The organism is Tsukamurella ocularis (assembly GCF_024807615.1).
Taxonomy (GTDB): Bacteria; Actinomycetota; Actinomycetes; order Mycobacteriales; family Mycobacteriaceae; genus Tsukamurella; species Tsukamurella ocularis.
Map to the genome: position 1 here is coordinate 271,887 of NZ_JANUCJ010000004.1, position 19,877 is coordinate 291,763.

Here is a 19,877-nt window from a genome sequence, read left to right on the forward strand (position 1 = left end):
AGACCCGGTGTAACGATCGCAAGGACGGCGCCGACTTTCCTGGTGAGGAACGCTCCGCGCCGCAACCCCTGCGCCACGGACGAGTAGGAGGAGGACGCACATGCTGAAGAGGACTCTCGTCACCGGAATCGCCACGGCGGGTCTGGTCGCCGGAATCGGCGCCGTGCCCGCGCAGGCCGCACCGCTCGCCGTGCCGCAGATACCGCTGGCGGCCACGCAGGTCGCGGGCCTCGGCATCCCGCAACCCTTCACCACCCGGATCGGCGCCGACACGACGGGCCGGCCGGGCGAGGTGCGCCTCGCCGCGCACAGCTCCGTCGGCTACAACTCGTACGGATCGCTCGTGCGGATCGACTTCCGCAACGTGCGCACCGGCGCGCGGGGCTCCGTCACCGTCAAACCCTTTGCCAACGGTCAGGTCCCGCAGTCTGCCGTCGCGCACACGGGGACCGGCAGGGTCACCTACGCGGCGCGCTTCGTCAGTGCCGGCACCGTCGCGGTCGTACTGGCCCCTACGCCCGGGAGCGGCTCGTTCGACGTTCGCTGAGCCCGTCGCGCACGAGAGCCGTCCGCTCGGTCTAGTTTCGTCGTATGACGGAACGCAGTTGCACCGTGCCCGTGGCGGCGACGGTCGGCCGCAACGCGATCGGCGTCGCCACGACGCCGATCGCGTTGCTGCCCTTCTGGCTGTCGGCGTCGTCGCGGCTCGCGAGGGAGGGCGGGCGGCGTCCCGCGGCCGGACGGTTGCCCGGCGCGGCGGCCATGCTCGCCGGTGGGCTCGCGGGGTCCTTCGCCGTGGCCGCCCTGGTGCAGCCCGGCGTGCACGGTTGCGCGACATGACGTTCGGGGGTGACGGCGCGTCTCCGCGTCTGGCACTGGCGTCTGCCTCCGGCCGCTGGCTGATCGCCGCCGCGGCCCTCGGTTCGGGCGTCGCCTTCCTCGACGGTTCCGTGGTGAATGTCGCCCTGCCGGCGATCGGGCGGGATCTCGGTGGAGGACTCTCTGTGCTGCAGTGGGTCCTCGACGGCTACCTCCTCACCCTCAGTGCCCTCCTGCTGCTCGGGGGCGCGCTGGGCGACAGGTACGACCGGCGCCTCGTCTTCCTGGCCGGGCTCGTGGTGTTCACGATCGCCTCCGTCGGATGCGGGCTCGCGCCCACCGGCGAGGTCCTGATCCTCGCGCGCATCGTGCAGGGCATTGGCGGCGCGCTGCTGGTGCCCAGCAGTCTCGCCATGATCGAGACGGTCATCCGCCCGGAGGACCGCGGCCGCGCGATCGGGCTGTGGGCCGGGCTCAGCGGAGTCTCGTCCGCGATCGGGCCCTTCGTCGGCGGGTGGCTGGTCGACGCCGCCTCGTGGCGCTGGGTGTTCCTGATCAACGTGCCCCTCGCCGCGGCTGCCCTGATCCTTACCGTCCGGCACGTGCCCCGGATCCGTGACACCCGGGTGCGGGGGCCGCTCGACGTGGCTGGCGCGGCCGCCGTCACGATCGGCCTGGGCGGGATCACCTTCGCGCTGATCGAGGCGCCGGTCCAGGGCTGGACGCCCACCGTCGTGGGCGCGCTCGTCGTCGGGGTGCTCGCCGTCGCCGCATTCCCCGTCGTCGAGCACCGCGCCGCGGATCCCCTCGTCCCGTTGCGCCTGTTCCGCTCGCCGCAGTTCAGCGGCACCAACATCGTGACGCTCGCGGTCTACACCGGGCTCGGCGGCGCGCTGTTCCTACTGTCGCTGCACCTGCAGGCGAACCTCGGATACGGCGCGCTGCAGGCGGGCCTGGCATTCGTCCCGTTCACGGCGATCATGCTGGTGCTGTCCGGCCGGATGGGGGCGCTCGCGCAACGGACCGGTCCCCGCGCGCTGATGACGGCGGGCCCGCTGGTCGCGGGCATCGGCCTGGCCCTTCTGGTCCGCGTAGTTCCCGGCGCGACCTACTGGGGCGGGGTGTTGCCCGGAATCCTCGTCTTCGGTCTCGGCATGGCCATGACGGTCGCGCCGCTCACCGCGACGGTGCTCGAGGCCGTGCCCGCCGAGTACGTCGGCGCCGCGTCCGGGGCGAACAACGCGATCTCGCGTTTCGCGAGCCTGCTCGCCGTGGCCGTCCTCCCGCTCGCGGTGGGAATCACCGATCCGAGCGGGCCGTCGCTGGAGAGCGGCTTCGCCCGGGCGATGCTCGTCTCGGCCGCGCTGTGCGTGATCGGCGGCGCGGTCGCCTTCGCGACCGTGCGGAACCCTGCCGGTGCGGCTCAGCCCCGCGCGTAGTCGGCCCCGTCGAACCGGACATCGGCGCGGGCAGGTCGGATACGGTGAGCGAATGTCTTCGAACATCGAATCTCCCGCGGCGCCGCCCCAGCCGAAGGACGCGGCCACCGTGGTCCTCGTCCGCGACGGCGCGGACGGCATCGAGGTCTTCCTGCAGCGCCGCGTGCAGCAGATGGCCTTCGCCGGCGGGATGACGGTCTTCCCCGGCGGGGGCGTGGACCCGCGGGACGGCGAGGCCGACCTCGCCTGGCAGGGCCCGGCCGCCCCGTGGTGGGCCGAGCGCTTCGGCGCCACCGAACGCGACGCGCGACAGCTGGTCTGCGCCGCCGTGCGCGAGACCTTCGAGGAGTGCGGGGTCCTGCTCGTCTCCGCGGCCGACGGCGGCGCGCCCGACGTGGCGGCCCTCGCGCCCTCCCGCGCCCGGCTCGAGGCCAAGGAACTCTCCCTCGCCCAGTTCCTCCGCGACCACGAACTCGTGCTGCGCGCCGATCTGCTGCGGCCGTTCGCGCACTGGATCACGCCGAAGAACGAGAAGCGCCGCTACGACACCCGGTTCTTCCTCGCGGCCCTGCCCGCTGGCCAGCGCGCCGACGACCGCACCAGCGAGGTCGAGGAGGCCGGCTGGCGGACCGCCGCGCAGGCCCTCGCGGACTGGTCCGCGGGCCGCTGCTTCCTGCTGCCACCCACCTGGTCCCAGCTGCGCGCCGTGGCAGAGCACCGCACCGTCGCCGAGTTGCTCGCGGCGGAGCGGGCGATCGAACCCGTGGAGCCCGAGCTGCCGCTCGGCGGCGCGATCGATTCCCTGCAGTTCGCGGAGGCCGCGGAGTACGTCGCGTCGATGCCCGCGAACATCCCGCGTCCGACGCTGTAGCGGCGGGGCGCGGCACCGGGGCGTAGCCCGCTATTCACCCGCGTTCTCACAGGATTCACCGACCCGCTCGGTCGCGGTTCACCGGTAGGTCGCCTGACCGGCCCACTGTGAGGTCATGAGTACACCGGGAACACTGCTCGTCGGCCGGACCCCCGCACACGAGACCCTGATCCACGGCGCCGAGTACGAGGTGGTGCTCACGACCCGCGCGGACGACGTCGACACGGTGCAGCGCCTGCGGTACGAGGTCTTCGGCTCCGAGCCGGGCTTCGAGGCATCGATGGCCGGGGTCGCCGACGGCCGCGACGCCGACCGGTTCGACGAGTTCTGCGACCACCTCGTGATCCGGCACAAGCCGAGCGACGCGATCGTCGGCTGCTACCGGATCCTCCCGCCGCCCGGCGCGATCGCCGCCGGCGGGCTCTACCTGGCCACCGAGTTCGAGCTCGGCGCCCTCGACCACATCCGGCCGGAGACGCTGGAGATGGGACGGGCCTGCGTCCGCGCCGACCACCGCACCGGCGGCGTCCTGTGCCTGATGTGGGCCGGCCTCCTCGCCTACAGCGACCTGCGCGGCATCCGGTACGCGATGGGCGCGGTCAGCGTCCCGATGCAGTACGAGGGTTACGGCCGCGGCGCGACGGTGCGCGCGGTCCGCGAACTGGTCGACGCCAAGCACCGCGCCCAGTGGGTCGTCACCCCGCGGACCGCGGTCGAGGAGATCACCGCCGAGCCCGCCTCCCGCCGCACCTTCCCGCCGCTCGTCACCGGCTACCTGCGGATGAACGCGGAGATCCTCGGCGCCCCGAGCTTCGACCCGGTCTTCGACGTCGCCGACTTCCCGATGATCATCGACCGCACCCGGTTCAACGTGCGGTACCTCGAACGCCTGCAGCAGGCGGCGGGAAGCCTCTAGCCGTGATCCCCGTCGCGGAACTGACCAGGCATCCCTGGCAGCAGGTCGCACCCTGCGACGCGGCCTGCTCCGCCGACGAGCCGCAGGAGGCCGCGGCCTGGCTCCGGGCGGTGCGGTGGGCCGCGCTCGTCACGGTGATGGTGATGGGCCTGCTCGCGCTCGGGCTCACCTACCCCTGCGGCGCCACCATGCGCCGCGTCGTGATTCGCGGCGGTGCGCGGGCGATGCTGTGGTCGCTCGGGATGCGCGTCGAGCCGGTCGGCAACGTGCCGCTGCGCTCCCTCGTGGCCGCGAACCATCAGTCGTTGCTCGACATCGTCGCCATCGCGTCGATCGCGCCCGCCGCGTTCGTCGCCAAGGCCGACATCTTCGACGTCCGCCCCGTCGCGGTGCTGATGCGCGCGTTCGGCGCGATCCCGCTGCGCCGCGAGCGCCTGCGCGAGCTCCCCGCCACCGTCGACCACGTCGCGGACCTGCTCCGACGGGGCCACACCGTCGCCCTCTTCCCCGAGGGCACCACCTACTGCGGCGTCCACCGCGGCGACTTCCGCCCCGCCTTCTTCCAGGCCGCGATCGACGCCCGCGCCGACGTGGTCCCCGTCTCGCTGCGCTACTCGATCCGGCTGCCCGGCCCCGCGCGCGGCGCGCGGCAGAGCACCGTCGCGGCCTACGTCGGCGCCGACACCGAGATCAGCACGCTCTCCCGCGTGATCGCCGCGCGCGGCGTCGCGGTGCGGGTGCACGCGACCGAGGTGATCGACGCCGGTCAGTGGGTCGCCGCGGGCCGCGGGGCGCTCGCGGCGCGGGCCGAGGCGGCCGTCTTCGCCGATGCCGAGGTCCTCGACGCCGCCGCACCGCTGCCGCTCGCGGCCTGAGCGCGGAAACGGGGAGGACCGCCGATATCGGCGGCGCCGCCGTCGCGCGTATTCTTGGGACGCGATGACTCCCGACCGCGAGAACCCCGTCTACCTCGACCACGCCGCGGACACCCCGATGGTGCCCGAGGCGCTGGCGGCGATGGCGCAGGCCGCGGCCCGGCCGGGTAACGCCTCCTCGCAGCACGGCTCCGGCCGTCGGGCCCGCCGCATCCTCGAGGAATCACGCGAGTCCATCGCCCGCGACCTGGGCGCCCGCCCCTCCGAGGTGATCTTCACCGGCGGCGGCACCGAGGCGGTCAACCTCGCGGTCAAGGGCCTGTACTGGGCCCGCCGCGCCGAGAACCCCGCGGCGGTCACCGTGATCGCCTCCGCGATCGAGCACCACGCCGTGCTCGACGCTTGTCAGTGGCTCGGCGAGCACGAGGGCGCCGTGGTGCGCCTGCTGCCCGTCGACCAGCGCGGGCTGGTCGACCCCGCCGACCTACGCACCGCGCTCGACGAGGCGGCCGGCACGGTCGCGCTGGTCAGCGTGATGTGGGCCAACAACGAGGTCGGCACGCTGCAGCCGATCGCGGAACTGGCCGCCGAGTGCGCCCGCGACGGCGTGCCGATGCACTCCGACGCCACCCAGGCCACGGGCCACGTGGCCATCGACTTCGACGCCAGCGGCCTCGCCGTGCTGACCAACGCCGCGCACAAGTTCGGCGGGCCGCAGGGCGTGGGCACCATGCTCATCGGCCGCAGCGTCGCCCTCGTGCCGCTGGCGCACGGCGGCGGCCACGAGCGGGACCTGCGTTCCGGCACGCCCAACGTCGCGGGCGCCGCCGGCATGGCGGCCGCGCTCACGGTGGCGATCAGCCGGATGGACGAGGAGTCGCCCCGCCGCGCCGCGCTGCGCGACCGTCTCATCGCGGGCGTCCGCGGCTTCGAGGGCGCAGCGGTCAACGGCGGCGCCGCGCACGGCATCCCCGCGCTGCCGGGCATCGCCCACGTCTCCTTCGCGGGCTGCGAGGGCGATTCGCTGCTCATGCTGCTCGACGCCCGCGGCATCGAGTGCGCCACCGGCTCCGCCTGCAGCGCAGGCGTCGCGCGGGTCAGCCACGTCCTCGAGGCCATGGGCGCGGATCCTGGGGTCGCGCGCGGCTCGCTGCGCTTTTCCTTCGGCCCCGAGAACACGGAGGCCGACGTCGACGCGGTGCTCGACGCGCTGGCCCAGGTCGTCGACCGCGCCCGCGCCGCGGGACTGAGCTTCACGGGGGCCCGCTGATGCGCGTACTGGCCGCGATGAGCGGCGGCGTGGACTCCGCCGTCGCCGCGGCGCGGGCCGTCGAGGCCGGGCACGACGTGGTCGGCGTGCACCTCGCGCTGTCCGAGGCCCCGGGCACCCTGCGCACGGGCTCGCGCGGTTGCTGCTCGAAGGAGGACGCGGGCGACGCCCGCCGCGCCGCCGACGTGTTGGGCATTCCGTTCTACGTCTGGGACTTCGCCGACCGCTTCCGCGAGGACGTGATCGACGACTTCGTCGCCGCCTACGCCGCGGGGGAGACCCCGAATCCGTGCCTGCGCTGCAACGAGAAGATCAAGTTCTCCGCGCTCGCGGAGCGGGCCTACGCGCTGGGCTTCGACGCCGTCGCCACGGGCCACTACGCGCGTCTCGAGGGCGGTGAGCTGCGCCGCGCCGTCGACGCCGACAAGGACCAGTCCTACGTGCTCGCGGTGCTCACCGCCGAGCAGCTCTCCCGCGCGCTGTTCCCGGTCGGCGACACCCCAAAGCCGCTGATCCGCGAGGAGGCCGCCCGCCGCGGCCTCGCCCTGGCGGACAAGCCCGATAGCCACGACATCTGTTTCATCCCGTCGGGCGACACCCAGGCCTTCCTCGGCGCCCGCATCGGCGTGCGCCCCGGCGCCGTCGTCGACGGCGAGACCGGCGAGCGCCTCGGCGAGCACGCCGGCGTGCACGAGTTCACCATCGGCCAGCGCAAGGGGCTCGGCCTGCCCGGGCCCGCCCGCGACGGCGAGCCCCGCTACGTCACCGCGATCGACGCCGCCACCGGCGACGTCACGGTCGGGCGCGGCGAGCGCCTCGACGTCACGCGCATCGTCGCCGACGGTGCCGTGTGGACGTCCGGGAGCGCACCGTCGGGCCCGGTCGAGGCGATGGTGCAGGTCCGCGCGCACGGCGGGCTCGCCCCCGTCACCGTGTCCGCCGACGGCGACCGGCTGGTCATGGACCTGGCGACGCCGCTCCGCGGCGTGGCCCCCGGGCAGGCCGCGGTGCTGTACGCGCCGGACGCCGAGCGCGGCGACCTGGTCCTCGGGTCGGGAACGATCCGCTCGACCGCGCACGACGCCGCGCATGTCTGATCCCCTCGCGCCGCTGGTCGGGGGAGTGACGGGGATCGGCTCGGTGCCGGGCACGGACCCGCGCGAGGCGGCCGCCACCGTCGTCGGCGAGCTCGAGGTGCCCTTCCTGCCCGAGCTCCCGAACCGGGGGATCGGCGCCGACATGATCGGCCGCGGCGCCGGGCTCCTCGTCGACATCGGGTTCGACGTCTCCACCACCGGCTACCGGATCGGCGTCCCCGACGGGCGCGTCGCGCGGCTCACCGCCGACTACCTGGAACGCGACCTGGACGCCTTCGAGGAGGCCTACGAGATCGCCCGCAGGCGGGGTGGCGGCCTGGTCAAGGCCCAGGTCGCGGGCCCGCTGACCCTCGCGGCCGGGCTGGAGCTGCCGAACGGCCACCGCGTGGCCCGCGACCGCGGGGCGATGCGCGACGTCGCCGCCTCGCTCGCGGAGGGCCTCGTCCGCCACGTCGCCGACCTGCGGCGCCGCCTCGGTGCCGACGTGGTGCTGCAGCTCGACGAGCCCTCGCTGTGGTCGGTCGTGCACGGCACGGTCCCCGCGCTCACCAAGCTCGACCCGGTGCGGGCCGTTCCCGCGCCCGAGGCGGCCGAGATCCTCGCGTCCGTCGTCGAAGCCGTCGACGCGCCCGTCCTTTTGCACCTGTGCGGCCCGATCGACTGGGACGTCGTGCGCCGCGTCCCCGTCGACGGTGCGCTGCTCGACGCGACCCGCCTGACGGTGGCCGACTACGAGGGCTTCGGCGAGCTCGCCGAGTCGCGCACCGTCGTGGGGCTCGGCCTCGCACCGGCGACACCGGCACCGCGGCGTCGCTCGCCCGCCGACCTGGCCGCCCCGGCGATCCGCCTCTACGACGAGGTCGGCCTGCCGCGCCGCGATCTCACCCGCGCCACCGTCACCCCCGTGTGCGGTTCGCCCGGTTCGCCCGGAATTCGACCGATTCTCGACGCCTGCAAGGAGATTCGCGCCGTCTTGGCGGAGGCATCGGCGGAGTAGCCCGCTACACTTCGGCGATGTTCCCGACCACCGGGGCAGTCGATGGTGCAGATACCGCCTGGCTGCTCGCCGCGTTCGCGCTCGTGCTGTTGATGACGCCGGGGCTCGCCCTGTTCTACGGCGGCATGGTGCGCAGCAAGAGCGTGCTCAACATGATGATGATGTGCCTCACCGCGATCCCGGTGGTGTGGCTGCTGTGGGTCGCCTTCGGCTATTCGATGACCTTCGGACCCGACCGGGGCGGCGTCGTGGGCGATCCGACGACGTTCGCGGGCCTGCGCGGGCTGGTCGGCGCGTTCGGGGCCGACGGTTCCGACGCCGGCGCGGTGCCGCTCGTCGGGCACGTTCCCGCGCTTCTGTTCGTCGCATTCCAGGCGGGCTTCGCCATGGTCACCGTCGCCCTGATCGCCGGCGCCGTCGCGGACCGCATGCGGTTCGTCTCGTGGCTCGTCTTCGCCGCGCTGTGGGCGACGCTGGTCTACTTCCCGGTCGCGCACTGGGTGTTCTCCGTCCCCGGCCTCACGGCCGAGCGCGGCGGCTGGATCGTCGAGCACCTCAAGGCGATCGACTTCGCGGGCGGCACGGCGGTCGAGATCAATTCCGGCGCCTCCGCGCTGGTCATGGCGCTCCTGCTGGGGCGCCGTGCCGGCTGGCCGCGGGATCCGATGCGCCCCCACAATCTGCCCTTCGTCATGCTCGGCGCCGGCCTGCTGTGGTTCGGCTGGTTCGGCTTCAACGCCGGGTCGACGCTGGCGGCGAACGGTGCGGCGGCGCTGATCGTCGTGAACACCCTCGGCGCGGGCGCGGTGTCGATGGTCTCCTGGCTGATCGTCGAGAAGGTCCGGCACGGTAAGCCGACGTCCTTCGGCGCCGCGTCCGGCGTCGTGGCGGGACTGGTGGCCATCACCCCGTCGTGCTCGGCGGTCACGCCCATCGGGGCGCTCGCGGTGGGCGCCGCCGCGGGCGCGATCAGCTCGTACGCGATCGAACTCAAGTACCGCTGGCGCTACGACGACTCGCTCGACGTCGTCGGCGTGCACCTGGTCAGCGGCGTCGTGGGCATGCTGATGATCGGGCTGGTCGGCAGTGCCTCCGCCCCGGCGGGACGCGACGGCCTGCTGTACGGCGGCGGCGTCGACCAGCTGTGGCGGCAGGCGGTCGCGGTGATCGTGGTGCTCGGCTACGCCATGGTGGTCACGCTGCTCATCGGCCTGGTCCTCAAGGCGACCATCGGGCTCCGGGCGGATCCGCAGCACGAGGCCGACGGCCTCGACGACGGACAGCACGCCGAATCCGCTTACGACCTGCACGTGCGTGGCGGGCGGCTCGAGCCCGGACGCTGATGCGGCCGCAAAGGTATCGTGCCGCTATGACCGGATCGCACCGATTCTCCGTCCTGGCCGTCGCACTGATCGCCGCGGGCGCGCTCGCGGGGTGCTCGTCGAACTCGGGCTCGGACGCGGCCTCCACCTCTGCCCCCGCGTCCGCCTCCACCTCGGCGCCCGCGCAGTCTGCCGCCTCGATCCCCGCGCACGTGCCGGGCACGTACGCGAACGGCGACTGGGTCGTCCGGCTCGCCGCCGACGGGACGTGGGAGGAGGACCTGCGCGGCCAGGTCAACGCCTACGGCGGCACGTACACCGTCACGGGCGATCGGGTGCTGCTCCGCGATCGCGGCGGGTCGAGCGAGACCGCCACCCTGCAGGGCGACGAGCTGCGGCTGCCCTCGATCACCCTCACGCGCCGGTAGGCGCGTTCCGCGCTCGGCGATATCTCTCGACAGCCGCTCTCGGCCTGAGTAATCATGTAATTATGTAATCAGGACCGATTGAGGAGGTCTCCCATGATGGCAGGACGAGGGCCGCGCGGAGCGGCGCCGGATGCGAAGGATGCGGGCGAATGGTTCGCCGGACGGCTCCCGGAGGGCTGGTTCGACGGTCCGCCGACGGTCACCGTCGACCGCGAGGAGATCGTCGTGGTCGGCGCGCTGCCGGCCGGCGGCGAGGACTCCACCGCGCAGCGGGAGGGCCGCGCCGCGCGGTTCCGGGAGGAGACCCGCGACCAGCGCATGCGGATCGCCGACGAGGCGCAGGAGCGGTACCAGCGGCGCGTCTCCTGGGGCGTGGACACCGGATCAGAGACGATCCTCTACACCCATCAGGCGGTGCCTGTGATGACCCGCCTGCGCCAGCCCGAGCGGCTGGTGCTGGACACGTTGGTCGACGCCGGGGTGGCTCGCTCGCGCGCCGACGCGCTGGCCTGGTGCGTGCGGCTCGTCGGCGAGCACACGGAGGACTGGCTCGGGCAGCTGCGGCAGGCCATGAAGGACGTCGACGACCTGCGGGAGCAGGGCCCGCGGCTCTGATCTGGGTCAGCCCTCGTCGAGGGCGGCGATCGCGCGCTTCGGCGCGATCTGCCGGTAGCTCGCGTCGACGAGCTCGCGCACCTCGTCCCAGTCGACGACGCCGATCGTCAGGTCGAGGCCGAGCCAGCCCGCGGACGCCATGTACGCCGGGAGGTAGAAGCGTTCGTCCTGTTCGAGCGCGGTGCGTTCGGCGGGATCGGCGATGAACAGCACGCTGGTGTTGCGCTGCTCGTGCGGTCGCGTGGCGGTCTTCTTCGTGCCGCCGCCGTACATCGCGAACATCTTGCCGCAGCGGAAGGTCGGGCGGCCGTGGGCGATCTTCTCCGTGGATTCGGGGAAGGCGAGCGCGATCTCCCGCACCCGGGCGAGCGCCGGATCGTCGTCGGAGAACATGATCGGATGGGGCATGACTGCAGACCCTAGGGCGGATCGGCCGCGCGCGTCGATGGAACATGTTCTACTGCGAGGGTGAGTGATCAGCACCCCGCAGTCGGCATCGTCCAGTTCACCTCCGATCGCGGCCTGCCGCCGCAGCGGCTTGCGCCGCTGATCGAGGCCGCGGGCTTCGCGTCCTACTTCGTGCCGGAGCACGGCCACATCCCCACGCGGCGCGACGCCGCGCATCCGGGGACCGGCACCGCGGAACTCCCCGACGACCGCTACCTCCGCACCCTCGACCCGTGGACGACGCTGGCGGCCGCCGCCGCGGTGACCGAGCGGATCGAGCTCGCGACCGCCGTCGCTCTGCCCGTCCAGGCCGATCCGATCACGCTCGCCAAGACCATCGCCACCGTCGACCACCTCGCCGGCGGGCGGGTCACGCTCGGCGTCGGCTTCGGCTGGAACCTCGACGAGCTCGCGGACCACGGCGTGCCCGCGGGCCGGCGCCGGACCATGCTCCGTGAGTACCTCGAAGCGATGCGCGCGCTGTGGCGCGACGAGGAGGCGGAGTACGACGGCGAGTTCGTCTCCTTCGGGCCGAGCTGGGCGTGGCCCAAGCCGCTGGGGTCGGTGCCCGTTCTCGTCGGTGCGGGAGCCACCGACAAGAACTTCGCGTGGATCGCGAAGAACGCCGACGGCTGGATCACCACCCCGCAGGACCGGGGGATCACCGACGCCGCACGCCGGCTCGCCGAGGTCTGGCGGGAGCACGGGCGCGACGGTGCGCCCCGCATCGTCGCGCTCGACGGACGCCCCGACCGGGACCGGCTGGCCCGCTGGGGCGAGGCCGGCGTCACCGACGTCCTGTACCCGGCGGTCGACTCCGATGAGGCCGCCGCCGGCGAGTACCTCCGACGGCTGGCCGACACCGTCGCGCCCGCCGACGCCTGACGACGGCGACTGATAGGGGCGGATCGACGACCGGCGTGGAGCCGCCGCGACTCGTCAGTGCCAGCGACTAATCTTCAGGGCATGTCGAAGGAGCTGACCGAGGACGACCGCCGCGCGTGGCAGGAACTCGCGGAGGAGGTGCGCGGGCACCAGTTCCGGTACTACGTGCAGGACGCGCCCGTGCTCTCCGACGGGGAGTTCGACGCGCTGCTGCGCCGCTTGCAGGAGATGGAGACGGCGTTGCCGGAGCTCGCCGTCGCGGATTCGCCCACCAAGCTGGTGGGCGGCGGCTTCTCCACCGAGTTCACCGCGGTCGACCACCTCGAGCGGATGATGAGCCTCGACAACGTCTTCGACGAGGGCGAGCTGCGCGACTGGGTCGCGCGGGTGCAGAAGGACGTCGGTGGCGAGGTCGTCTTCCTCACCGAGCTCAAGATCGACGGCGTCGCCCTCAACCTGGTGTACGAGAACGGTTCCCTGGTGCGCGGAGCCACCCGTGGCGACGGCCGCACCGGCGAGGACGTCACGCTCAACGCGCGCACCCTGCGGGACGTGCCGCACGTGCTGACCCCGTCGGACGAGTTCCCGATCCCCGAGGTGCTCGAGGTGCGCGGCGAGGTCTTCTTCCGCCTCGCCGACTTCGAGGAGCTCAACGCCGGTCTCGTCGCGGAGGGCAAGGCTCCCTTCGCCAATCCCCGCAACTCCGCCGCCGGGTCGCTGCGCCAGAAGAACCCGCAGATCACCTCCCGGCGCCGGCTCGGGATGATCTGCCACGGGTTGGGCCGGATCCAGGGGGAGTGGGCGCCGTCGTCGCTGCACGACGCCTACCGCGCGCTCGCGGCGTGGGGCCTGCCCGTGTCGGCGCACACCAAGCAGGTATCGGGAGCCGACGCGGTGGTGGACCGCGTCTTCTACTGGGGCGAGCACCGGCACGACCCGGAGCACGAGATCGACGGTCTGGTCGTGAAGGTCGACGAGATCTCCGTGCAGCGCCGCCTCGGCGCCACCTCCCGCGCGCCGCGCTGGGCCATCGCCTACAAGTATCCGCCGGAGGAGGTGACCACCAAGCTGCTCGACATCCGCGTGAACGTCGGGCGCACCGGGCGGGTCACGCCGTACGCCTACATGGCGCCGGTCACCGTCGCGGGCTCGACGGTCGAGTTCGCGACGCTGCACAACCCCTCGGAGGTGGAGCGCAAGGGCGTTCTCATCGGCGATACGGTCACGATCCGCAAGGCGGGCGACGTGATCCCCGAGGTCCTCGGCCCGGTCGTGGACCTGCGCGACGGCACGGAGCGGGCGTTCGTCATGCCCGTCACCTGCCCGGAGTGCGGCGCGACCCTCGCCCCGTCGAAGGAGGGTGACGCCGACATCCGCTGCCCCAACACGGAGACCTGCCCCGCCCAGCTCCGGGAGCGGCTCTTCTATCTCGCCGGGCGCACCTGCTTCGACATCGAGGGCCTCGGCTACGAGGCCGCCTCCGCGCTCACCGCCTCGCCGGTACTGCACAACGAGGGCGATGTCTTCTCCCTCACGGAGGCAGACCTGCTGCAGGTTCCGCTGTTCACGAACGACGGCGGCACGCTGTCGGCGAATGCGCTGCGCCTGCTCACCAATCTGGGTGTGGCCAAGAACAAGCCGCTGTGGCGCGTCCTCGTGGGCCTGTCCATCCGACACGTCGGTCCGTCGGCGGCGCGTGCCCTCGCACAGGAGCTCGGCAGCCTCGACGCGATCGCGGAGGCGGACGTCGACCGGCTGGCCGAGGTCGACGGGGTGGGGCGCACGATCGCCGAGGCGGTGATCGACTGGTTCTCCGTCGACTGGCACCGCGACATCGTCGAGAAGTGGCGCGCGGCCGGCGTGCGCCTCGAGGACGAGCGGGACACGTCGGTCCAACGCACCCTGGAGGGCCTGTCCATCGTGGTCACCGGCTCGCTCCAGAACTACTCCCGCGACGAGGCCAAGGAGGCGATCCTGGTGCGCGGTGGCAAGGCCGCGGGCAGCGTCTCGAAGAAGACGGCCTTCGTCGTGATCGGCGACGCGCCCGGTTCCAAGGCCGACAAGGCGGAGCAGCTGGGCGTGCAGATCCTCGACGAGGACGGGTTCACGACCCTCTTGGCGGAGGGCCCGGACGCGGTGCGACCGCCGGCCGAGGAGCCGTCGGCCGAGGAGCCGGCGGCGGAGTGAGCGCCGGGGTATGAGCGCCTCGCCCGCGGTGGGCCGCGCCCTCGACATCCTGCTGCTCCTGGCCGGGAAGCCGGGACCGGTGTCGGCAGCCGTCCTGGCGCGGGAGCTCGACCTGCCGCGGTCGTCGGTGTACCACATCCTGACGGTGCTGCAGGACCGCGGCTTCGTGGTGCACCTGCCCGAGCACCAGGGTTACGGCCTCGGCGTCACCGCGTTCGAGATCGGTTCCGCGTACCTACGGCACGCCCCGCTGGAGCGGCTCGCGCAGCCGATCCTGCACCGGCTGGCGATCCAGCTGGGTCAGGCTGTGCACCTGGGAGTGCTGCACGGCAACGAGACCCTGTACCTGCTCAAGGAGCGGCCCTCGTCGGGGCCGGCGGCCGAGGTCTCGCTCATCACCGACGTGGGCGTGCGGCTCCCGGCGCACCTCACCGCCAACGGCCGCGCCATCCTGGCTGCCCTCCCGGACGCGCAGGTGGCGGCCCTGTACACCCGGTCGTCGACGCTGGTGAGCCGTACCGGGCGAGGCCCGCGCACGCTCGCGGAGCTGCGCCGCCTCCTCGGCGAGACCCGCGAGCGCGGCTGGGCGGACGAGGTCGAGGACGTGACCGTGGGCCTGCGGTCCGTGGGCGCGGCGGTCTTCGACCACAGCGGGCACCCCGTCGCGGCGCTCTCGACCACGTGGCGCCGGCACCTCGCGTTGCCCGAGCCCGGCACCGTCGGGCAGGTCCTGCGAGACGGTGCCGCCCGCCTCACGGCCAGGATCTCCGGTCGCGCACCGGAGTAACCTTTACGCGTCGAAGACGCCCTCGAGCCGGTACCGCGTGCCGGGGTGCAGGAGCCGGGCGACCGAGACGACGCGGTCGCGGGACCAGGTGCGCCGCCGAATCATCAGGCCCGCCTCGCTCTCACCGAGCTGCAGCAGACGGCGCTGTTGCGCGGTCGGCGTGACCGCCTCCACGACGTGCTCGCCGCGCATGAGCGGGGCGATCTCCATCAGGTAGTCGTGCGGGGTGCGGTGGGTGAAGTCCTGACTCAGGTAGTCGGGGGCCTCGGCGGCGACCACGAGGCGGTCCTCGAGCTGGATCGCGCGCTCGTCCTCGAAGTGCACCAGCACGGAGTGGAAGACGGCTGCGCCCTCGGGAACATCGAGATCTGCGGCGGCGCGGGAATCCGCGGATTCCGCTGTCAGGGTGCGCACTTCGGCACGGTGCCGGTGGCCGCGCGCCGCCACCTCGTCGGCGATCGAGTGCACCTCGAACAGGGCCGAACTGGCCTTCGGCTTCGCCACGAACGACCCGACGCCGGCAGTGCGAACCACGAGTCCTTCCGCGGTGAGCTCGCGCAGCGCGCGGTTCACCGTCATCCGGGACAGGCCGAGCGACGTGGCGAGCAGGGTCTCCGCAGGCAACTGCTGGCCCTCGGTCCAGTGCCCGCTGGCGATCTGCTCCACGACGAGCTCCTTGAGGCGGCGGTACGCCGGTCCGTGGAGCTGCTGCGCACGATAGAGCGACGCGACCTCCGTGTCCGCAATCGTCACCGTCGAACCTCCTCGGTGAGCACACTACCCGGCGGACCGTTCCGCAGATGATGTCTCGGATACGAGACGTCACGGTGCCGTGCCTGGCCGCAGCGGGTGGACGCCGTGTGTCATGGATCACGACAGCACTTCCGTCCCCTCGAGAGGACTCGCCCCATGACTCACGACTTCTCCGCCGGCGCCCGCCCCGTGCGGGCCCCGCACGGCCTCGAGCTCTCCTGCCGCGGCTGGCAGCAGGAGGGCGCGATGCGCATGCTCATGAACAACCTCGACCCCGCGGTGGCGGAGCGCCCGGACGATCTCGTGGTCTACGGCGGCACCGGCCGCGCCGCCCGCAGCTGGGCCGCCTACGACGCCATCGTCCGCACCCTGCAGACCCTCGCCGACGACGAGACCCTGCTCGTCCAGTCCGGCAAGCCCGTCGGCGTCTTCCGCACCAACGAGTGGGCGCCGCGCGTGCTGCTCGCCAACTCGAACCTGGTGGGCGACTGGGCGAACTGGGAGCACTTCCGGCACCTCGAGGCCGAGGGCCTGATGATGTACGGCCAGATGACGGCCGGCTCGTGGATCTACATCGGCAGCCAGGGCATCCTGCAGGGCACCTACGAGACCTTCGGCGCCGTCGCGAAGAAGCGCTTCGGCGGCACCCTCGCGGGCACCATCACCCTCACCGGCGGCGTGGGCGGCATGGGCGGCGCGCAGCCCCTCGCGGTCACCATGAACGACGGTGTCGCGATCTGCGTGGACGTCGACGAGTCGCGCATCGACCGCCGTATCGCCCACGGCTACCTCGACACCAAGGCCGCCACCCTCGACGAGGCTCTGGAGCTGGCGATCGCCAAGCGCGACGCCCGCGAGCCGCTGTCGATCGGCCTGGTGGGCAACGCCGCCGAGGTCTTCCCGGAGCTGCTCGCGCGCAAGGCCCCGATCGACATCGTCACCGACCAGACCTCGGCGCACGACCCGCTGTCCTACCTGCCCGTCGGCATCGCCGTCGAGGACTGGAAGAAGATGGCGGAAAAGGACGCGGCGTACTTCACCGAGGAGTCGCAGAAGTCGATGGCCGCGCACGTGGAGGCCATGGTGGGCTTCCAGGACGCCGGCGCCGAGGTCTTCGACTACGGCAACTCGATCCGCGACGAGGCGCGCAAGGGCGGCTACGACCGTGCTTTCGAGTTCCCCGGCTTCGTGCCCGCCTACATCCGCCCGCTGTTCGAGGAGGGCCTCGGCCCGTTCCGCTGGGCCGCGCTCTCGGGCGATCCGGAGGACATCGCCAAGACCGACAAGGCGATCCTCGAGCTCTTCCCCGAGAACGAGCACCTCAAGCGGTGGATCACGATGGCCGGGGAGAAGGTGCACTTCGAGGGCCTGCCCGCCCGCATCTGCTGGCTCGGCTACGGCGAGCGGCACCGCGCCGGCGTCAAGTTCAACGAGATGGTCGCCGCGGGCGAGATCGGCCCCCTGGCGATCGGCCGCGACCACCTCGACTCCGGCTCCGTCGCCTCGCCGTACCGCGAGACCGAGGCCATGGCCGACGGCACCGACGCGGTCGCCGACTGGCCGCTGCTCAACGCGCTGGTCAACACCTCGTCGGGCGCGTCCTGGGTGTCCATCCACCATGGCGGCGGCGTCGGCATGGGTCGTTCGATCCACGCCGGCCAGGTGTGCATCGCCGACGGCACCGAGCTCGCGGCGCAAAAGCTGGAGCGCGTGCTCACCAACGACCCGGGCATGGGCGTGATCCGCCACGCGGACGCGGGCTACGAGTACGCGAACGAGGTCGCTCGCGAGCGCGGCGTCCGCATCCCCATGCAGGAGAACTGATGTCGCCCGGCTGGACCGTCATCGACGGCATCGGATCGCTCGTCACCAACGACCCCGAGGCGGGGGAGGGGCGGCTCGGGCTGATCCGCGACGCCGCCGTCGTCATCGGCGACGGTGCCGTCCAGTGGGTCGGCGCGTCGGCCCGCGTCCCCGACGGCGCCGCTGGTGCGCGCATCGACGTCGACGGCCGCGCAGTGCTGCCGGGATTCGTGGACAGCCACTCGCACACTGTCTTCGGCGGCGACCGGGCGGAGGAGTTCGCGGCCCGGATGACCGGAGCCGCGTACGGCGCCGGCGGCATCCGCACCACGATCGCCGCGACCCGCGCGGCCTCCGACGAGGCGTTGTCGGCGAACGCCGCCCGGCTCGCGGCCGAGGCGCGGGCGCAGGGCACGACCACGCTGGAGATCAAGACCGGGTACGGCCAGACGGTGCGCGACGAGTCGCGCAGCCTCGACGTCGCGTCGGGGGTGTCCGAGGAGGTGACGCTGCTCGCCGCGCACGTCGCGCCGCCCGAGTACGCAGGGCGGCAGGACGATTACGTCGCGATGGTGATGGACGAGATGATTCCGGCGTGCGCGGCGCGCGCTAAGTGGATCGACGTCTTCTGCGAGGAGGGCGCTTTCACGGAGGAGCAGTCCCGGGCGGTGCTGACGGCGGGCATGGCTGCGGGGCTGGTGCCGCGTGTGCACGGCAACCAGCTCTCCTACGGCGCGGGCGTGCGCCTCGCCGTGGAACTGGGCGCCGCGTCCGTGGACCACGTCACGTACACCACCGACGCCGACGTCGAGGCCCTCGCCGGCGGCAGCACCGTCGCCACGCTGCTGCCGGGCGCGGACTTCAGCACGCGCAACAAGTACCCCGACGCGCGGGCTCTGCTCGACGCGGGCGTGACGGTCGCCCTGGCGGCGGACTGCAACCCGGGCACGAGCTACACCACGAGCATCCCGTTCTGCATCGCGCTCGCCGTGCGGGAGATGCACATGAGCCCCGACGAGGCGGTGTGGGCCGCGACCGCCGGCGGCGCTGCCGCGTTGCGGCGCACCGATGTCGGCGCGCTCCGCGTCGGCATGCGGGCCGACCTGACGGTGCTCGACGCCCCGTCGCACCTGCATCTGGCCTACCGGCCCGGCGTGCCACTGGTGTCCCGGGTGTTCTCGGCCGGAGTCGAGCGATGACGGACCGGGCACCGTCGGCCTGGACGGGACGCGACGACGGTCCCGGCCGGGAGCACCTTCGCTGGCACTCGGCGATGGCATCCGGGCCGGTCCCGGGCGCGACCGCGCTGATCGGCTTCGCCAGCGATGCCGGCGTGGTGCGCAACCTCGGGCGGCCCGGCGCCGCCGCGGGCCCGGCCGCGCTGCGTGGCGCCCTCGGAACGCTCGCGCTCGCTGCGAATCTGGAGGTCACGGACCTCGGCGACGTGGTCGTGACCGGCGACGACGACCTCGAGGCGGGACAGGCACGGCTCGGCGCGGCGGTGACGTCCGTGCTCGACGACGGTGGCCTCCCCGTCGTCCTCGGCGGCGGCCACGAGGTCGCCTACGGCAGCTACCTGGGCATCGCGGACTCGCGCGCCGTCGCCGACGGCGCGCGCCTCGGCGTCCTGAACCTGGACGCGCACTTCGATCTTCGCGCCGCGCCGCGGCCCAGCTCCGGGACCCCGTTCCGGCAGATGGCGCTCGCCGAGGACGCCGCGGGGCGGCGGCTGGACTACGCCGTCGTGGGCATCTCGCAGCCGGGCAACACCCGCGCGCTGTTCGACGAGGCCGAGCGCCTCGGCGTGCGCTACCTCCTCGACGACGAGTGCGGCGTGCTGTCGATGCCCGCCGTGGAGCGGTTCGTGCAGGAGTTCCTCGGCGGGATCGACGCGCTGTACCTAACCATCGACCTCGACGTGCTGCCGGCGGCCGTCGCCCCCGGCGTCTCCGCGCCTGCGGGCCTGGGTGTTCCGCTCGAGGTGATCTCGCGGGTGTGCGATGTGGCGGCGGCGAGCGGCAAGCTCCGCCTTCTCGATATTGCCGAGCTCAACCCGTCCCTGGACGTCGACAACCGCACGGCTCGCACGGCGGCCCGACTCATCCATCGCATCGTCACCCGCCGCTGAGAGCGGGCGTTCAGCGAGCTGTCGCGCTCCGTGCTGGTGCGGTGGTCGATCGCGACAGCCATGCGACGCGCGCATGGCGTGAAAGGTACTGTTCAGAGGCTGTTTCACTGAGTGAGGCTATGTGCCAGGCGCATAGCCTCACTCGCGCGTGTCGCGGATCTCGCCCGCAGCGGTAGTCGTCCCCCGCGCCGCACCGATTCCCCCGTACGGCGTTTCGTCCCCCGCCGCACGACGCGCG

20 protein-coding genes are annotated in these 19,877 nt (G+C 72.9%); 18 read left to right on the forward strand and 2 right to left on the reverse strand.

Features of this window, described 5'->3' with window-relative positions:
• The first annotated feature begins 100 nt into the window (after positions 1–100).
• From HNP44_RS17710 to HNP44_RS17765, 12 genes are all read left to right on the forward strand, one after another.
• A complete protein-coding gene (locus HNP44_RS17710) occupies positions 101–547 on the forward strand; it encodes a hypothetical protein (protein ID WP_259142588.1) in 447 nt (148 codons plus the stop codon).
• Positions 548–591: 44 nt separating this feature from the next.
• Complete coding sequence (locus tag HNP44_RS17715; protein ID WP_259142590.1) at positions 592–840, forward strand: hypothetical protein; 249 nt, start codon at positions 592–594, stop codon at positions 838–840.
• Complete coding sequence (locus HNP44_RS17720; protein ID WP_259142592.1) at positions 837–2,258, forward strand: MFS transporter; 1,422 nt, start codon at positions 837–839, stop codon at positions 2,256–2,258. The genes HNP44_RS17715 and HNP44_RS17720 overlap by 4 nt, the downstream gene beginning before the upstream one ends.
• Positions 2,259–2,310: 52 nt before the next feature.
• The gene (locus tag HNP44_RS17725; protein WP_259142593.1) at positions 2,311–3,129 is read left to right on the forward strand and encodes an NUDIX hydrolase; all 819 of its coding nucleotides are present in this window, start codon (positions 2,311–2,313) and stop codon (positions 3,127–3,129) included.
• A gap of 115 nt (positions 3,130–3,244) precedes the next feature.
• Positions 3,245–4,045, forward strand: a complete 801-nt coding sequence (locus HNP44_RS17730; protein WP_259142594.1) for a GNAT family N-acetyltransferase — start codon at positions 3,245–3,247, stop codon at positions 4,043–4,045.
• Between the two features lie 2 nt (positions 4,046–4,047).
• Entirely contained in the window at positions 4,048–4,920 is an 873-nt protein-coding gene (locus tag HNP44_RS17735; RefSeq protein WP_259142595.1) for a lysophospholipid acyltransferase family protein, read from the forward strand.
• A gap of 64 nt (positions 4,921–4,984) precedes the next feature.
• Positions 4,985–6,190, forward strand: coding sequence for a cysteine desulfurase family protein (locus HNP44_RS17740; protein ID WP_259142596.1), 1,206 nt, complete (start codon positions 4,985–4,987; stop codon positions 6,188–6,190).
• Complete coding sequence (gene mnmA / locus HNP44_RS17745; protein WP_259142597.1) at positions 6,190–7,287, forward strand: tRNA 2-thiouridine(34) synthase MnmA; 1,098 nt, start codon at positions 6,190–6,192, stop codon at positions 7,285–7,287. Before HNP44_RS17740 ends, mnmA begins: the two co-directional genes overlap by 1 nt.
• Positions 7,280–8,284, forward strand: a complete 1,005-nt coding sequence (locus HNP44_RS17750; protein WP_259142598.1) for a hypothetical protein — start codon at positions 7,280–7,282, stop codon at positions 8,282–8,284. Before mnmA ends, HNP44_RS17750 begins: the two co-directional genes overlap by 8 nt.
• Positions 8,285–8,301: 17 nt before the next feature.
• The gene (locus HNP44_RS17755) at positions 8,302–9,627 is read left to right on the forward strand and encodes an ammonium transporter (RefSeq protein ID WP_259142599.1); all 1,326 of its coding nucleotides are present in this window, start codon (positions 8,302–8,304) and stop codon (positions 9,625–9,627) included.
• Between the two features lie 26 nt (positions 9,628–9,653).
• Positions 9,654–10,034 (forward strand): Atu4866 domain-containing protein, encoded by a 381-nt coding sequence (locus HNP44_RS17760; RefSeq protein WP_259142601.1) that lies wholly within the window; start codon positions 9,654–9,656, stop codon positions 10,032–10,034.
• 93 nt (positions 10,035–10,127) lie between these two features.
• A complete protein-coding gene (locus tag HNP44_RS17765; protein WP_259142602.1) occupies positions 10,128–10,649 on the forward strand; it encodes a hypothetical protein in 522 nt (173 codons plus the stop codon).
• Between the two features lie 6 nt (positions 10,650–10,655).
• Here HNP44_RS17765 and HNP44_RS17770 read toward each other — a convergent pair whose 3' ends face one another.
• Positions 10,656–11,057 carry an MmcQ/YjbR family DNA-binding protein gene (locus tag HNP44_RS17770; protein ID WP_259142603.1) on the reverse strand — a complete coding sequence of 134 codons (402 nt, stop codon included), beginning with the start codon at positions 11,055–11,057 and terminating at the stop codon, positions 10,656–10,658.
• Between the two features lie 60 nt (positions 11,058–11,117).
• On the opposite strand from HNP44_RS17770, the gene HNP44_RS17775 reads away from it, so the two are divergent.
• The 3 genes from HNP44_RS17775 to HNP44_RS17785 all read left to right on the forward strand — a co-directional run bounded on the left by HNP44_RS17775 (position 11,118) and on the right by HNP44_RS17785 (position 14,955).
• The gene (locus HNP44_RS17775; protein ID WP_259142604.1) at positions 11,118–11,981 is read left to right on the forward strand and encodes a TIGR03619 family F420-dependent LLM class oxidoreductase; all 864 of its coding nucleotides are present in this window, start codon (positions 11,118–11,120) and stop codon (positions 11,979–11,981) included.
• 81 nt (positions 11,982–12,062) lie between these two features.
• Positions 12,063–14,168 (forward strand): NAD-dependent DNA ligase LigA, encoded by a 2,106-nt coding sequence (ligA, locus tag HNP44_RS17780; RefSeq protein WP_259142605.1) that lies wholly within the window; start codon positions 12,063–12,065, stop codon positions 14,166–14,168.
• Positions 14,169–14,178: 10 nt separating this feature from the next.
• Entirely contained in the window at positions 14,179–14,955 is a 777-nt protein-coding gene (locus tag HNP44_RS17785) for an IclR family transcriptional regulator (RefSeq protein ID WP_259142606.1), read from the forward strand.
• 3 nt (positions 14,956–14,958) lie between these two features.
• On the opposite strand, the gene hutC is transcribed toward HNP44_RS17785, so the two are convergent.
• Positions 14,959–15,708 (reverse strand): histidine utilization repressor, encoded by a 750-nt coding sequence (hutC, locus tag HNP44_RS17790; protein ID WP_259142607.1) that lies wholly within the window; start codon positions 15,706–15,708, stop codon positions 14,959–14,961.
• A 156-nt stretch (positions 15,709–15,864) separates the two neighbouring features.
• Here hutC and hutU point away from each other — a divergent pair, with 156 nt between their 5' ends.
• From hutU to hutG, 3 genes are read left to right on the forward strand one after another with little or no spacing between them, the layout of a single operon-like run.
• Positions 15,865–17,532, forward strand: a complete 1,668-nt coding sequence (hutU, locus tag HNP44_RS17795) for a urocanate hydratase (protein ID WP_259142608.1) — start codon at positions 15,865–15,867, stop codon at positions 17,530–17,532.
• Positions 17,532–18,710, forward strand: a complete 1,179-nt coding sequence (hutI, locus tag HNP44_RS17800; RefSeq protein WP_259142609.1) for an imidazolonepropionase — start codon at positions 17,532–17,534, stop codon at positions 18,708–18,710. Before hutU ends, hutI begins: the two co-directional genes overlap by 1 nt.
• Positions 18,707–19,639, forward strand: coding sequence for a formimidoylglutamase (gene hutG / locus HNP44_RS17805; protein WP_259172184.1), 933 nt, complete (start codon positions 18,707–18,709; stop codon positions 19,637–19,639). Before hutI ends, hutG begins: the two co-directional genes overlap by 4 nt.
• The last annotated feature ends 238 nt before the right edge of the window (positions 19,640–19,877 follow it).